Source organism: Microcoleus sp. D3_18_C2 (assembly GCF_036702395.1).
Lineage (GTDB): Bacteria > Cyanobacteriota > Cyanobacteriia > Cyanobacteriales > Microcoleaceae > Microcoleus.
In genome coordinates, this window is sequence record NZ_JAUBTG010000052.1 from 1 (window position 1) to 16,316 (window position 16,316).

At 45.7% G+C, this 16,316-nt stretch carries 12 protein-coding genes; 4 read left to right on the top strand and 8 right to left on the bottom strand.

What is annotated here, in order from left to right:
- Positions 1-295: 295 nt before the first annotated feature.
- From QUA88_RS23490 to QUA88_RS23505, 4 genes are all read right to left on the bottom strand, one after another.
- Positions 296-511: a hypothetical protein gene (locus QUA88_RS23490; protein ID WP_333057975.1), complete on the bottom strand. Its 216-nt coding sequence runs from the start codon at positions 509-511 to the stop codon at positions 296-298.
- Between the two features lie 66 nt (positions 512-577).
- Positions 578-2,857, bottom strand: a complete 2,280-nt coding sequence (locus QUA88_RS23495; RefSeq protein ID WP_333057974.1) for a hypothetical protein — start codon at positions 2,855-2,857, stop codon at positions 578-580.
- A gap of 176 nt (positions 2,858-3,033) precedes the next feature.
- Positions 3,034-4,848: a peptidoglycan DD-metalloendopeptidase family protein gene (locus tag QUA88_RS23500; protein ID WP_333212111.1), complete on the bottom strand. Its 1,815-nt coding sequence runs from the start codon at positions 4,846-4,848 to the stop codon at positions 3,034-3,036.
- Between the two features lie 265 nt (positions 4,849-5,113).
- Entirely contained in the window at positions 5,114-6,301 is a 1,188-nt protein-coding gene (locus QUA88_RS23505; protein WP_333057972.1) for an RNA-guided endonuclease TnpB family protein, read from the bottom strand.
- Between the two features lie 160 nt (positions 6,302-6,461).
- On the opposite strand from QUA88_RS23505, the gene pgeF reads away from it, so the two are divergent.
- Entirely contained in the window at positions 6,462-7,340 is an 879-nt protein-coding gene (gene pgeF / locus QUA88_RS23510; protein WP_333212114.1) for a peptidoglycan editing factor PgeF, read from the top strand.
- Positions 7,341-7,583: 243 nt separating this feature from the next.
- Positions 7,584-8,195 (top strand): CPP1-like family protein, encoded by a 612-nt coding sequence (locus QUA88_RS23515; RefSeq protein ID WP_333057970.1) that lies wholly within the window; start codon positions 7,584-7,586, stop codon positions 8,193-8,195.
- A 153-nt stretch (positions 8,196-8,348) separates the two neighbouring features.
- On the opposite strand, the gene QUA88_RS23520 is transcribed toward QUA88_RS23515, so the two are convergent.
- Positions 8,349-9,035 (bottom strand): HAD family hydrolase, encoded by a 687-nt coding sequence (locus QUA88_RS23520; RefSeq protein WP_333057969.1) that lies wholly within the window; start codon positions 9,033-9,035, stop codon positions 8,349-8,351.
- Positions 9,036-9,572: 537 nt separating this feature from the next.
- On the opposite strand from QUA88_RS23520, the gene QUA88_RS23525 reads away from it, so the two are divergent.
- Together QUA88_RS23525 and QUA88_RS23530 are read left to right on the top strand one after the other, a co-directional pair.
- Positions 9,573-11,663, top strand: a complete 2,091-nt coding sequence (locus QUA88_RS23525) for a diguanylate cyclase domain-containing protein (protein WP_333233305.1) — start codon at positions 9,573-9,575, stop codon at positions 11,661-11,663.
- Complete coding sequence (locus QUA88_RS23530) at positions 11,644-12,177, top strand: GNAT family N-acetyltransferase (RefSeq protein WP_333212118.1); 534 nt, start codon at positions 11,644-11,646, stop codon at positions 12,175-12,177. The genes QUA88_RS23525 and QUA88_RS23530 overlap by 20 nt, the downstream gene beginning before the upstream one ends.
- A gap of 20 nt (positions 12,178-12,197) precedes the next feature.
- Here the strand turns inward: QUA88_RS23530 and hppD are convergent, their stop codons facing one another.
- From hppD to QUA88_RS23545, 3 genes are all read right to left on the bottom strand, one after another.
- Positions 12,198-13,259, bottom strand: a complete 1,062-nt coding sequence (gene hppD / locus QUA88_RS23535) for a 4-hydroxyphenylpyruvate dioxygenase (RefSeq protein ID WP_333212120.1) — start codon at positions 13,257-13,259, stop codon at positions 12,198-12,200.
- A 714-nt stretch (positions 13,260-13,973) separates the two neighbouring features.
- Positions 13,974-14,681, bottom strand: a complete 708-nt coding sequence (locus tag QUA88_RS23540) for an SDR family oxidoreductase (protein WP_333055228.1) — start codon at positions 14,679-14,681, stop codon at positions 13,974-13,976.
- Between the two features lie 184 nt (positions 14,682-14,865).
- Entirely contained in the window at positions 14,866-16,275 is a 1,410-nt protein-coding gene (locus QUA88_RS23545; protein WP_333055226.1) for an NYN domain-containing protein, read from the bottom strand.
- Between the last annotated feature and the right edge of the window lie 41 nt (positions 16,276-16,316).

Below are 16,316 nucleotides of genomic sequence, written 5' to 3' on the forward strand. Positions count from 1 at the left end.
GTCCCGCCCGTCCACTCATGACGGGCGGGACGCCCATCCCACAATAACAATTAAAATTGTAAGTTATTTAATTCGCAATCCTTAGCAATTTATTCTGGGAGGGTGACAAAGATGTCTAGGAACTAGAACGACTCAGGGTTTCTCCCTGTATACGCTGTTGATAAAAGCTAATTTTATTACGAGCTAACTTCATTAATTCTTGCACAGGTTCAGAAGATTGTTCCAGATAATTTACCCGCTGCCCTCCATCTCAACCAACGCCAAATGTACTCCCTATAAGGTATTTTTGGCTCGGTTATTTACGGCGAGATACATATTTTTGCACCTGCATTTTCTGAATATTAGTGCCTTCAAATCCAGCATTTTGAGAACTGAAAAATTCCGCGCGATCGCTAATAGCATTATAGTAGCTGTAAAGGTAATCGCTCAGTTGCTGGCTGCCAGTCGAATAGAGGTTATTCGGCAGCGCGTTTACCGTTATACCTCCGATTAAGCAGTGTGGTGTTTCCACAAATCGATTTTCCCGATTCTGCAGCCCTGTAGCCACTAAACCGTATTGAATTATAACTGCTATATTTTAATTTTTCAAACGATACAACACCGACTCAGTATTAAAATTTTTTCCGAAAACTGGTTCCAGCGGGCCTTCGGCACTTGTCAGCCAAGATAGAGCTTTTCTGGTAGCTGCGTCTGTCCCAGTCAGGGGCCCGAATCCTACAGTCCTAATTTTATTTCGCCGTAGATTGTCAATCCATGCCGAAAGTCGATCGGCTCTAAACGGCACATATAAAACTTGTCTGTCCAAATTTCTCCCGTAAAACAGGTAACTGCGCGAACTTAAAAAGAAGCCTATTCTTTCATCAGGTACTGTATTTTTATCAATATATTCGTAAATTCCGCGATACAGTTCGGTGCGTGCAAAATCTCGCTTTTCCCTCCAATGACCAATTACTATCAATCCTATACAGACACCAATTATCACTATGTAAATCGATTTTTTTCGGGTAGAAAATAGATGATTCAGCCATCCTAAGCCAGGATTGATTTTCAACCATATCGCAGCCAGCGTCACTGACACAAAATAAAATATCGGATATGGTAATATATATGGCCAACTGGGGCCTAATATTTTCCATATAGTATTAAGAGCTTCTCTTGGGTTAGACTTCAAATTATCAATCAACAAACTCCCCCAAACAATACTATCTCCGGTGAAAGAAGAATTTTTAATAAAATCAAAAATTGTGTTGCTAGTAATTCCGAACAAACCACTAAAGAAAACCACTACCAGAACAACTAGATTTGCAGTTTTCAAGAGAGTTGCTGTAGCTGCTGCTGCGACGGCGAGTACGCTTAAAAAGGGAAATCCGTATCTGAGGTTAAAACCGAGTAAAGGGCTGAGTTGACCGATCGACTCTCCGGCAGTACCGGACGTGTAAGGTGTAATTAGATACAGAATTCCTGTGCTGGCGAGAAGTATAATTAAAATAATATTATTTTGATTAATTATTCTGGTTTTACCCTGGATAAAAGCCAGAGGCGCTGCCAATACCTGAAGCGCGATCGCCAGAAAGGGCAGTTGCAATCTAATGATAATTTGTACGCCGACAGTTTTCCAGTGGGAAATATTGCTGGGATTAAATTGAGCTGCTAAAGTGCTTTGCCAAATCTTTAGAAGTGGCGAAGCGGGCTGCTTCTGTACCGGAGGTATGGGTGCAGTTATGGGAGACGGGAAGGAAACAGGATCTAAGGGAATTTTAATATCGCCGACTTCGCCGACAGGATAATTGATTTGCAGCAAGTTTCTCGCATACCAAAAACATCCTAAAAGCAAGCAACAAGCTAGGCCGCCAAGTAACACTGGTTTGAGAAAGTGGCGAATTCTAAAATGAGCTGGTGTAGATTTTTTATTAACCGCGAATCTTTTAATTTCTAATATTGCTAATCCTCCTAAAAGTGAGGCGGCATAGATTATTCCCGTGATTTTTATTCCGGCTAGCATTCCTGCGTTTGCCAAAAATAGCGAGAGTTCGGATTGCGATCGGCTGCTATGATAGGATAAACCTAGATACAAGCCGACTGTAAATATTGCAGCTAGCGGTAAATCGGGCTGAATGGTGTTAACTTGGTTGAGCATCATCGGTACTGTCAATACTAAAGATGCTGCTGCCATACCGTGAATTCGGGTTGCTCCAAATTTTATGCTTAATAGATAGACGGCAATTCCCTCAAGTACCCACGCAATTACCAGGGGGAAAGCTGCTAGAAAATCTTCTCCGAAGGGAAGCACACACAAAGCAGATAAAACGTGCCAATTGTAGGGATATACTCGTGCTTGCTCTTGTTCAAAAATCCAATTTCCGGTGGCATCTAATAATGTAAATGAATGGGTTTGATACCATCGGGCGATCGCAGGCAGGTGAAACCACAATGAATCATAATTGGTTATGGGTTTGGTTGCGATAGTTTCCAACAGCACAAATCCAGCCAAAGCGGTGGCAACAATAATTAGTGATTCTGAGAGAGTCCGAGGTTGATTGAGTTGGGGAATCTGCCACTCGGAGAAGGTAAAAGTTTTGTGATTTTTGGTATAAATCAGGATGAAGCCGATCGCACAAATCAGAATTTCTGCTATAATCACCGCAGCAATATTTAGTCGATCGGCACTTCCTAAAATCAAGCCGATACAAACTTGGGCAATACTCCATCCCGTCAGGAGTACGAGGAGAAAATGGGGAAATGAATAGTTATTGTTTTCTTTCTGATTCTCAAAGGCAAGAGACAAGCTTAAGGGAATCGGCCCGACTACAATAATCAGAAATAAAATTAATTCCCACAAATGCTGCGCTATTAGCATAAGCTGCAAGTTACCATTTTTTATGAGTTTTTCCTCGTTACCCGACTCTTTCGGGTAACGAGGAAAAACAACGAGTTAGCGTGCTGGTTGCACAAAACATTAATTTTCTTGTGGGGAGTAGGGGTTTGGCTTTTCGACCGTTCCACAAGAAAATTAATCTAGCCAATCCCCAATTTTTACCTGTTAGCTTGCTTCTGAGTTTTGGGTTTGACGGCTTCGGTATCTTTGGGCTTAGAAATGTCAGCTTTTAACAGTTCCGGGAATGGCGGCTGGAGGTTGTGAACTTCGATGTCCATTCCCAGTGGCAGAGGTGGCAACTGGGGCAGATCGTTTTCCCAATCCTTGAGTGAGTTAGCGGTTTGTATTTCCACCATTTTCGGGATTTGCGGTACTTTGGCGGTTTCCAAACTGCCGATCATTTTTGCCAGAGCGAATTCTAGCTGAGATCCCGGGTCGATCGCCACCCAACCCCGATCGGTCATTTGCCGAACCTCGAAGTGAAGGTGAGGCCCTGTAGACATTCCCGTACTGCCGACGCGGCCGATCGTCTCTCCCTGTTTCACGAACTCTCCCGGTTTCACAAACAGTTCCGAAAGGTGGGCGTAGAGAGTTTCCTGAGACTTTTTGTTGTGGTTGAGAACCACCGTCAAACCGTAGCCACCCAACCAATCGGCGATCGCCACTTGACCCGCATAGGCCGCCAGTACGGGCGTTCCCATCGGGGCCCCCAAGTCTGTTCCGGTGTGAAACCTGCCGTAGCCCAGAACTGGATGAGTCCGCCACCCAAAGGGCGAAGTAATTGCCGAAGCAATAGATAGCGGGAACAGCAAGCTGGTGTTGCCATTGCCGGGGACGCCTGGGGGACGCGGCGTGAGATTGTAGTAAGCAAAACCGGTATTGCTGCCACTGCTGACACTAACGGCACCGACTTGAACCGGCCCAAGTCCCATGCTGGGCGCTGGAGCGCCGCCGCCGTAAGATGCAGATCCGGCATAATACCCAGTGTCTGCGGAGTATCCAGTGTCTGCGGAGTAGCCGATGTTAGCCGAGTATCCAGTGTTTGCCGAGTAGCCGGTGTCTGCGGAGTATCCTGCGTCTGCGGAGTATCCTGCGTTCGGCGAGTAGCGCGGGGGTGCGTAACCAGATGCCGGTGGGTTTGAATCCCTCCAAACCTGGCTGCCTATTTGTTGAACGGCTTGACCGAGTTTACTGACAGGATTTCCGCTACTATTTCCGGCAACAGTTCCCCGAACATCGCTCGGAAGGCTTTCTGGCAGATTTCGAGGAGGAGGGGCTGCAATATAGCCGTCGTCTGCGATCGGAGGTTCCTCTCTGTAGTTGGGTTCTCCGGCATCTGCCGTCACCGGCTCGGAAACAGGAGGAGGCGCGCACAAACCGCCTTCTCCTTCGCAGCCGGTCGATCGCTCTGCAAACTCTATTCTCGTTGGCGCTTCGTACTCTTGGTATTCTTCGTACTCGCTGGTAGCGCCAATGCTGTAGTCTGTTTGGTCGATTTCAGCGTGGGCTGGGTTAACTGGCGCTTCAAAAGGTGGCTCCTGGGCCGTCGCTTCTGGCAGGGGAATCAGGGCGGGCTCTGGCAGATAATATTGGGTAGGAGGTGGTTCGCTGGCGTACTCCGGCTCCCAGGCAGGTTCGGGATCGAAAGGCTCGGACGGTGGAACTTCTGCCTGCGGTTCAGGGTATGGTTCTGGTTCCACTTGGCTGTATGCGGGTTCCGGGGGCGGGAGAGGAGCTTCAAATAATGGCTGGAGGTCTGCTGCGCCGGGGACGGCTTGTTCTGCGGGCGGAGTTTCGGCTTGGGCCCAAACTAAGCCTTTGCTGAGCAGTCCCAGACTGGCAAGACAACCCAGTCCCACCAGCAGTGAGCGATCGGACAAAAGGCGCGATCGAGTCCGGGCGCCTGTAGGGTTCTTTTTTTGCTGTTTGGTTTTCAAATGGGCTGTTATTTGCTTGTCTGGAACTGGTTTCACGATTTTTTTTCCCAACTCAACAGGGGGCACAAGGATCTCGAAGTCAGGATCGAATGTATGGCAATCCTTGTCTTTATATACAGGCCTAACTGATTTTACCGGGCTTGAGGCAATTTTTTCTGCACATCGAACAAGCTCAAATGCTTTACGCATTCAGTCGCGATCGATATCCGGTTTTTTTGAACCGATGGCACTTGCCTAGAAGTCTGTGACGGCCACACTGTTGACATCCACCCAGGCGTAAACGCACGGGGATTCCCAAACCTCACGATTCAGGTTTCTGCTTCTGTCCCTTACGGGGTTTCGCACCAGCCTTAACAGATTTACTCTGTTCTGGTCTTACAGTCGCTCCACAGACTGACACGGCAAGCCCTGCCGCCAAAATATTTTTTGCCGCATTAATATCTCGGTCATGGCGCGTCCCGCAATTAGGACAATCCCATTCCCGGATATTCAACGGCATCTTGTTAACGATGTGTCCGCAATTACCACACCGTTTTGAACTCGGAAACCATCGGTCAATCTTAATTAAAGTACGATCGTACCAATCGCACTTGTAGTCAAGTTGTCTGACTACTTCCCCCCAACTTGCATCACTTATAGAAGCGGCAAGTTTGGGGTTTTTAACCATATTCTTCACAGCTAAGTTTTCTACGGCGATGGTTTGGTTTTCACGCACCAACCGCGTCGTTAACTTGTGAAGATTATCTTTCCTTGCATCAGTAATTTCTTGATGCACTTTCGCTACTTTAAGCCGTGCTTTGTGACGGTTTTTTGACCCTTTTTGTTTGCGACTTAAAGATTTTTGCGATCTTCTAAGTTTGCGATATTTTGCCTTGAATCCTTTGGGATTGGCAATCTTTTCGCCAGTGCTTAGAGTGAGCAAGCTTGTAACTCCCAGGTCGATACCGACTTGATTATCTGTTCTAGGTAATGCTTCAATTTCAACCTCTACCAGCAGAGAAACTGACCACCTACCTGATGGTGCAAGCTTTACTGTAATTGTTGATGGTCGGCAACCATCAGGTAGTGTCCGGCTCCAGCGAATGGGTAACGCTTCTGTGCTTTTTGCTAGGTAGACTTGTCCATCTTTGAACTTAAATGCTGACTTGGTAAATTCTGCACTACCACCGTTGCGTTTCTTTTTGAAGTTAGGATATTGTGCCCGCCCATCAAAAAAGTTGGTATAAGCCGTTTGTAAATGTCTCAAGCATTGCTGTAATGGCACACAGCTAACTTGGTTCAGAAAATCTAGTTCTTCGGTTTTCTTCCATTCGGTTAACATTGAAGAAGTCTCAGCATAGCCTACCCGTTTGTGTTCTGCGTACCAAGCTTCCGTTCTTGTGGCTAAAGCACGGTTGTAGACCAAACGAACACAACCCAAAGTACGTCGCAACAAACTTTCTTGTTCCGGCGTTGGGTAGAATCGATAGCTGAAGGCTTTTTGTGTCATGCTGACCTTAAGTACGCTATTTCACATAATAGCACGTCTTGTGTGAAATGGTAGAGCTTAACAAAAATTCATGTAAAGCCTTCCTAAAAGGACGGGGTTTGGGCCCTCCGCTTCGCTCCGCCCATTTTTTTGATGATTCGCTTGAGTAAGGATAGATTTCATGACTTTAGCTGGCGATCGCTTGACAAATTTTCCTGGCTCTGAGTGCGCCGGAGGACCTGACGGTATCAGTTGGGACTGGCAGAGTTTTGAAGGCTTGCCCTATCTGACTTGCAGCTTGCTTTCTCGCTGGTCTCACGGCTTTTTTACTCGCGATTTCTCGCCCCAGGGCCCGATCGATCTGACGGAAGTTCTCGAACCTGGAGCTAAGGTTTACCGACTCCAACAGGTACACGGCAATGCGGTACTCAAAACGAGTGAGTTGTCACCCGTTGTGGCTCCGGGCCCGGAAACCGCTGCCCCAAGCTATGCTGAGGCTGATGGCTTGGTTGCCCATCAAGAATTGGAGGCGCTGTGGGTTTGCTCGGCTGACTGTGTGCCGGTGCTGATTGCTGACGATCGCACGGGACTGGTTGCGGCAGTTCACGCGGGTTGGCGCGGGACTGCTGCTAAGATATTACCAGAGGCGATCGCTCAACTTGTGGCACAAGGCAGTCAACTAGAAAATCTGAAGATTGCTATGGGGCCGGCGATCGCTGGAGAGGTTTACCAGGTATCTGTGGAAGTAGCAGCGGAACTGGGAGCCACCATTGCTCCTAAGAGTGCCGTTAGTGCGACAGCAGACGGCATCTGCGAGTTTTTGCATCAACTGCCGCAAACGCCTGTCTTAGCCGATCCAGAACCGGGAAAAGTACGCTTGGATGTTCGCCTCTGCAATGCTCTGCAATTGCAGCAGTTGGGAATCGATCTTTCTCAAGTGGCGATCGCTCCTTTCTGTACTTATTCTGACTCGGCTCGCTTTTTTTCCTATCGCCGCGATCGACTTAAAAAAGTCCAGTGGTCGGGAATTGTGAGCGCCTGCAGGACAAGTCCCTTCTGAGGGCATTTGGCAGAAGGTAAAATTTTAGACGGCCAAGATAAAAATAACAATCTTTGGATTCATTATTTTTTATTTACGAATGCCAAATGCCTTCTAGTTTCAACCTTCGTAAGGTTTGCTGGTTCCTGTTTTAAAGCACTAAAAACTAGCAGCAAAACTTTTGGGAAAGCGGCAGAGCTCCCGCCCCGCTTTCCTCTCTTGTTAAGATTACTCTATAACGAGAGTCTTCAGCGGGTTATTACAATGAGTGAGCCAACTCCCTATCAACTTCTTGAAGTCGATGAAGATGCTTCCTTTGATGAAGTGCAAGAGGCCCGCACGCGCCTAGGCGAGCAGTACAGCGGTGACAAGAAACGTTTGGAATTGATCGAAGCTGCTTACGATGCGATCCTCATGGATCGCCTGCGGCAGCGACAGGAAGGGAAAATTAAAGTGCCCGAACGCATCCGCTTTCCCGAACGGCTGACTCCCCCACCCCCAAGCTTTACTCCGTCTCCTCCGAGTGGCAGCCCAGCTTGGTTGCAGCGGTTAATCGATACTCCTAGTCGATCGGACATTTTGTGGCCGGCTGGGGTGTATGTGGGGTTAGGCGGACTGAGTATTTATCCGGCGGCTAATGATGGTTTACTACAGTTGACTCTGGCTCTTGGGGTCGGCTCTTGTCTTTATTTTATTAATCGCAAGGAACAAAAATTTGGTCGCGCCGTGCTGCTGACTGTGGCTGGCTTGGTTATAGGCTTGTTGCTGGGAGGCTTTTTGGGTTCTTTGGTCAGTCCGGCATTTATAACAACAGAGAAATTTATCGCTGTGTTTACGTTTTTAATTCTGTGGCTGGTCAGCAGTTTTCTGCGATAGTCAGCAGTCATTAGTCAGCAGTCATTAGTCAGCAGTTATTAGTCAGCAACCAACAACTAATAACTGTGAAATCAAGACCTCTGAAAAATAACATCAGCTAACAATTAATAACTAATGACTAATGACTAATGACTAATGACTAATGACTAATGACTAATTTTTGCCACCTAAGATAATCTCAACTGCTTCGCTCAAATTGTTAGCAATTAAATCCGGTTGGTGCATTTCTAGTTGGGTGCGATCGCGAATTCCGCACAAAACACCAATTACCTTGACACCGTGCGTTTTGGCTGCTACAATATCTGCCTCCGTATCGCCAACCATCCAAGTGTCAGAAGCCGGCGGGAGTTCGGCGAGAGCTCTTGCCATCAACAGGGGCTTATCTTTGACATCCCCGGTTTTAACGTAATCGTTGGGGAGGCAATAGCGGCGGTTTTCGGGGAAAAATTGCCCTAAATTGCAGCGGTTGAAGGCTTCATCTAGTTCCCTAACGCGGCGCATGGTCATCACGGCTAAGTCTACTCGAGCGCGCTGCACCTTTTCGAGAGTTTCGACAGCGCCGGGAGCTGGTCGATCGTAAATCATGTAGGGTAGGGTGTGGACGGTTTGACGGCGTTTCTGGGCAAAATCGGGGGCTTGGGCAGCGTCTAATCCTGAGAGGATGGCGATTTCGGTTTCGGGAACCCGCGCGCGCTTCATGTCCCAAAACTCTGCCTTGGGGAGTTCGCGCACTGCTTGACCCTCACGTTGAGTCTCGGCGAGACACTTCTGGTAAACTCGGTAGTAGCGATCGGACACGTCCATAATCGGGCCGTCAAAGTCGGTAATAAGTCTCAGCATTTAGCAGAGTATTTTTAAGCTTTGTATACAAATCCTTCGATACTATATCATTTAAAGGTAACACTTTCTTTACAAAAATTGACACAAATACCTAGGGGAGGTAAAGTCTATAGGAATGGTGCTAATTAAAGCAAACATTTGAATTAAACTGTGCTGTTCATCAACTTGAGCGGTTGTCAGCCACATCGGGTAATTTAAAATTAAAGTGTGCCGGATAAATAGTGTAAACCGCTACATATTGTTCATAAATTTCTACCTCAATTGAGGCTGATTTTGACGACACTTTCTGAAAAAAAAGTGGATAAAATTAATATTTTGCCTCATTTTAAAAATAGGCAAAAAACTGCTTGGAGAATCTAAAGTGTACTGTTTGGATAAATTAGCCAGCGGTAACAGGTGATGACATCTGCCAGTATAAAAATTTCCCTGAGAAATCGCAGCCAAACAACAACTAACTTTACCGGCTAACCTTGGAGAGTGATGCTCTACAATAACGAAATACTTCCAACATTAAGTGTAGAGAGCAGCCTCAGAAGTATGAATATTCTTCTTTATAAGCTGTTATCCTTACGCAGGATGGAATACCTCGCAGTCGATCGGGAACTTAAGATTAAAGAAATATCTTTAAAAGTGCAAGATTTTGCCTACATTCATGAGGAAGCAGCCGAAGGAAAAGACGTGCGCGATAGTTTTCCTGAACTGATCGGAATTGAAGGAATCCTAGAAGGCATTATTGAAGAACGAGAGCAAGACTTTCAGTTAAAATCAATTAACAGAGTTCTCAAAGACGGATCTTATTTGTATCTAAATTTGTACATATTTGGTTATAAGGCACAAGCCAATGCTGACAGATTGATTATTTTATGCGAAGATGTGACAGATAGCATTGCAGCTCAGCAAAGCATGGTTCAGGCTGCCAACGAAAACAGTATGAAAGTCGATTACTTAGCTGCGACTGGCGATTATATTGACAAAATTATTAATTCCCTAGGCGATGTTTTGTTCGTAACCGGAACATCGGGAAAAATCAAAAAAGTGAATCAAGCTGCACAGAAATTATTTGGATATACCGAATCGGAATTAATCGGCCAATCCATATCCCTGATTACGGCAGAGGAGGAATTGTTACGCAAAGTCAGCCAGCTACCTCCTGCACTTAAAAGCCAATATTGGCCTCAAGTAAAAGTAGCTTGCCAAACGAAAATAGGTTTAAAGCTGATTGTTGCATTTTCATGCTCTACTTTCGAGACAAGCCCAGGAAGCAAGGATGGAGATAGCGGGCTTATACAAGATTTTGTTTATATCGGCAAAGACATTACCAAGCAACAACGCATAAAAAAGTGTCAAGAAGCACAGTATGCTGTGACTCATATCCTGTCAGAATCGAGTTCTCTAGATAGCGCAACTCCGAAAATTTTGCAAGCTATTTGCCAAAGTTTTGGGTGGGATTTTGGCGAACTTTGGACGCCGACAGAGGCGGAGAAAGAAACTAGATTGGGTGAGGAAATAAAATCTGAAACAGATCCGCTTTGGTGCCTGCCGCTTTGCTGTCCGATCGAGGAAACTCCTTGTTGGCGGCGGGTGGCAGTTTGGCAGGCAGCGGAGGAAGTTAGGGAGTTTGCCGAAAACGATCGGCAGATTACTTTGGCTGCGGGTGAGGGTTTGCCCGGAGCGGTTTCCAGAAGCGGTTCTACGCAGTGGATTACTGATCTTGTGGGCGATCCCACTTTCGTGCGATCGCGCTTGGCAGAGGAAGCGGGATTGCGATCGGGATTCGGTTTCCCCATTCACGCTAGGAGCCAAGTTGTAGGAGTAATGACTTTTTTTTGCCGGGAAGAACTGCCACCGGATCAAGATTTACTTCAGATCATAGCTGTAGTAAGTTCTCAATTAGGAGAATTTGTCAAGCGCAAATATGCAGAGCAAGAATTGCAAGAAGCTGAAGCTTCAATCCGATTTTTGTACGAACAAGAAAAACGCCAAAGTGAAGAATTAGCTCGGCAAAATGTAGCTTTAGAACAAGCAAAATTAGAATTACAAGCAGCTAACATGGAATTGCAGCGGCTCGCTTCGGTGGATGGATTGACTCAAATTCCCAACCGTCGCTGTTTTGATAAAAAATTGGAGTTAGAATGGCAGTTGATGAAGCGAGAAAAAGATTCGCTATCTTTAATTTTGTGCGATATCGATTTTTTCAAACTTTACAACGATCGTTACGGGCATCAAGGAGGCGACGAATGTTTAAAACAAGTAGCCGACATTTTAGCTAGCAACGCTCAGCGGGCTGGAGATTTAGCCGCCCGCTACGGTGGCGAAGAATTTGCGGTAATTTTGTCGCGAACTGATGTGCAAGGAGCAAAGCAGGTAGCTGAAGCAATTCGCAGGGATTTGAAAGCAGCGGCAATTGTTCATGCTGCTTCCAAGGTAAGTGAGTTTATAACTCTCAGTATGGGAATCGCTACTACTGTACCTGCTGCTGGTTCATCGATCGAGGAGTTGATTGGACAAGCCGATCGAGCGCTGTATCGAGCTAAACTAGAAGGGCGCGATCGTATAGTTGCCCTAGACTTGAAAATAGAATTTCAGGGCCCGAAAGGAGTATGTTCTGATGATTGTGAGAGAAGCTAACATCGCTGACGCACCTGCAATCGCACGGGTGAATCTAGATACTTGGCGCACAGCTTACCGGGAAATTGTACCAGCAGATTACCTCGCCCACTTATCCTATGAAAAGCGAGAAAGCAATTGGCAAGAAATCCTGGCAAACGTCAAAAATACTGGCGTTTTTGTCTGCGTTGCTGAGAATGAATCGGGAGAAATTGTGGGTTTTGCTGCGGGTGGTGGCGAGCGCACTGGCAAATATGTATATAAAGGAGAATTATTTGCCATCTATATTTTGGAGGAATATCAGCGTCAAGGAATCGGACGGCAACTCGTGAGAACAGTTGCCACAAAATTGGCAGAATTAAGTTTGAACTCGATGCTAGTTTGGGTACTAGGAGACAATTCAGCCTATAGGTTTTATGAATTATTAGGAGGTGAAAAAGTAGACGAAAAGCAAACAACTAGAGCAGGAGTTGCCCTCAAAGAAATTGCCTACGGTTGGAAAGATATCGCAGTGCTGATTAACACGCCTGTATGACCGAAAAAGTGGAATTTTTATCAATCATCTATCAAACTTCCTCTCTTCATTTGTTCGCGTTCAATTGCCTCAAACAAAGCTCGAAAATTCCCCGCCCCAAAACCTCCAGCTTGTACCTGTTTCCCGTTAACTAAACTAACTCGGCGCTCAATAATCTCGAAAAAGAAAGTCGGTTCTGCAAAAATTGGCTGGGTAAATATTTGCAGCAGCATTGCTGCGGGAGTATCTTCTTGCCAATCTGCCAAAACTTGACAAGCTGCAATTGCTGGCCAATCTGCGGGCAAATAGTTTTGCCGCTGCTGCAATTCCGAGTAGTATGTTGGAGGAACCGGCAGAAAAGGCAAACCGCACGATCGCAAATCGGCAACAACCCCCACAATATTATTAGTTTGCAAAGCCATGTGCTGAATACCCGGCCCCCGATTGGCGCTCAAAAACTCTTGAATTTGAGAATTAGCTGATGCCGGTTCATTAATCGGGAATTGCACCCCACCTTCAGCGTGCACCATAACTTGACTCCGCAAAGCCGATTTCTCAGTCTGAATGTCAAAATTTTGCTGCGGTTGAAAACCTAATATTTTTTGATACCAACTAACAGCACTTGATAAATCCCCAGATTCAACATTTAACACTACGTGGTCAATCCGGGTAAACAACGGCAGCTTATCCGAAGCCGATAGCAGTGAATGGCTGCCAATTCGCTCCACCAGCGTATGGCTTAAATCGCCCCAGCCTGCGATTTTTGCCCGCTTAAAATAGCCTCCTGCGTTTAGGTCTTCTTGAATCGGTTCCAGGATTTTAGCGCCTTTGGCACCAGCTCTAGCTACCGCTAATTCGATATTTTTTACCCGAAAACCCACATCGGCAATCCCTGGAGGATGAAACTTCAACCAACTAGCAGCGGGACTAGCGGGTGTCAGGGGCGAAGATAAAACAAAACATACATTGCCACTGCTGACAACTTCAGTGTGAGTGTGGCTGTTAGCATAACCTGCTATGGATTGAAAGCCTAACTGGCCGACAAACCAGTCGCAGGATACTTGAGCGTTTTCAACGTAAAATTGAATGCGATCGAACTCCATAATCAATAATTGAAAATGGAAACTGAAAAATGGAAAATCTGCTGATTTTCAAGGTCAAACTGCCAGGTAGGGACTGAGTAATGGAGATGTTTCATACTTTTTATTGCGCGCCCACTTAATAATAACCTAAAGATTGAATATCCTAGCTCCCTCTGAAGGCAGAAATAAGTCGGCACTTAAAACAAACCCGTTGTCTGCGATAACTTAGGTTTGACCGCTAGACCTTCGCCAATAGGACTAAGGCAAAAAATGGTTTGACGTGCTACTTATATGGGTAAGGTGCGCGGCAGAAGAGCACTCTACATAATTAGGTGCTGTGCAAGTTCTCAAACCTAAAGATATGATAATTTTTCGGGGCTTGAGGCGCCGCTGTCTTCTGCCTTCAAATGACAAGCGAATTTCTTCATGTGGTACCCGCCACGTGATTTATCTCGCGCAAATCAATCCCAAATCAAAAATCGAAAATCCTCAAGAAAGAGCATTGATCCGTGGGGTCGCCTCTCAAATCGAAAATCGAAAATCGAAGCTGTCTTCTGCCTTCAAATGACAAGCGAATTTCAAAGGTGATACCCGCCACGTGATTTATCCGTGGAATCAATCCCAAATCGAAAATCGAAAATCCTCAAGAAAGAGCATTGATCCGTGGGGTCGCCTCTCAAATCGAAAATCGAAAATCGAAAATCGAAAATCGAAAATCGATTGACTCCTCAATAGCTAAAAGAACAAATGACTTTCCGGCTGAATATTAATCTCCATCGGCACAGCTTGCGGGTCAGCCGAAAGAGCAAACATAATCGCATTTGCAGCAGTTTCGGTACTCAGCATTTTTGACCTGTCTACCTTCAAACTGACATTATCCCAAAAGGGAGAATCCACCCCGCCAAAATAGAATAGCGTAAACTTAATGCCGTAGCGCCGCAGCTCATCTGCCATGCACTTGCTGAAACCAACTACCCCAAACTTTGAAGCGCAATAAGCCGTTCCCATCGCCATCGAATGCTTGCCCAAAATCCCGATGACATTGCAAATGTGACCGGATTTGCGCTCTTTCATCACATTCGCCGCTGCTTGAGACGTGTAAAAACTGCCTTTTAAGTTTAAGTCAAGCATTGCATCTAAATCAGCGGGTTCTAACTTGTTCCACTGCTTGAGAATTCCGGCACCGGCGGCGTTTATGAGGGCATCAATTTGTCCAAAATGTTCCAGAGTTGTCTGCATCAACGTCTCGACTTGTGGCAAATCGGTGATATCTGTGGGCACGCACAGTACCTCTGTTGCCGAAAGTTCGCTAGCTAAAGTGTCTAATTTACTGCTGTCTCTGGCGGCGAGCACTAGCCTCGCACCCGCATCAGCGAGTTTGCGGGCCACTGCTGAACCGATGCCGCCAGTCGCACCCACCACAACCACAACTTTGTCCTGCATATCCCTTTACATTTCTTTACGTCCAGATTGTATGATAACTCAAGTTGCTAGTAATGGGGATGTTGATATAGCAATCCTTGCAGGAGTCGTAAATTTTTGACCCCACCCCAACCCTCCCCTTATCAAGGGGAGGGAGTAAGAAATTCACAAATTATTTAGGATGGCTATATATTTTAATTTTTAATTAATTGAGAGAAACTTGCCAGCCTTTTTCGGCTTTTTTTAGCTGGAGAGAAGCGCAGGATTGCAAAAATTTAGTGAATTTCTTACCCAAATTAAAATCTTTAATTATTTGGGTAATTTGTTTGCCGTATTGTCGGTGAAATTCACTACCAACATTGGAGAGAAATACAGAATTTTCAGGAGAGTTGTCGGTTAAGTCGCCAACGATTTTGACAAGAGCTCTTTCTAAGTCTTCGAGAGAATTAATATCGGTCAAAGTTGCAGGTGCTGGCTGGTGGTTATTCAGATTTTCTTGGTTAAGTATTGGCGGTGGGGGCGATAATCTTACTTCAAAAAGAGTGACATAAGTTTGAGAAGTTTCTGAGGGTTTGTGGAGGACAAAATCGGTGGGATATTTGACAAATATATCCCTGGTTTTAGTACCAAGCAAATGATGGGCAACAACTTGATTGAGGACTAAGCCGTAATTTTCCTTAAATAAAGCTGAAACTGTAGAAAGTTTTATCCACTGAGTTGAGGTACGCTTTTGCTCTTTTTTGATTAATTCTTTGAGCTGAATAACTAATTGTTCTAGGGGGGTTATTTCCGGTGTGGTTACTAGGGAATGGGTTTCCAATTGTCCGGTTTTGCTGTTTAAAACTAGGATTTTATCTATTTGTTTGCGGACTTGAAATACGGTTAGTCCGTGGGCTTGCAGTGTGTTGCTGAGGTGAGTGAGGGCGCGATCGGACGAACAGACAAAAATCTCCTTGGCTGTGGGATAATGTACGAAAATCGATGCCCCGACTGTAGCCATTTTTAAGTCGGCGCTGTCTTTGCCGGGGGGGACGTGAATTAGTTGATAGCCACGCTGGTGAAATTCGGCATCTTTTTTGCCCATGCTGCGCCAGTTGGCAAAGGCAACTTTGATTTGGATGGGATAGTGGCAAATTCCCTCTAGGAATTTTTCGGTTTCGATGGTGAGTTGCAAGTTTTCGACATCTAGCAGCAAGATAGCAATGCCGCTAGGAAGCGGGGCTGGTTGATTGGCTGTTGAAGTTGGAGGTTCTGACGAAACTGAGTTTTGTGATTTAGCTGGTGCTGTTTGAGATTGGGCTAGCTGCTGAATTTTGGCACATAATTTACTGAATTGAGGTGAATTAACGAATTCTGGAATCAGCAGAATTTGTAGGTATTTTTTCGCACTCAGCACCAGGGAATCTGTATCGCTGGCTACTGTGAAACTTTTTGTCAATTTTCCAATCAAAACTGACTGAAAATCAGGTTTGGCCCAGGGGGTTTTCCTGTATTTTTCAGTTATCCATTCGGGATGCTTTTCCTGAATGGTAATTAGGGTTTGAGCTATATAGCGACTGATGGCGCTGAATGCGAGAGATTCTTGAGTCGCAAGCTCGGAGGTTCGATCGGGCATGGCCCTCTACAATGCGGGATGCTGTTTCAATTTATCACAAT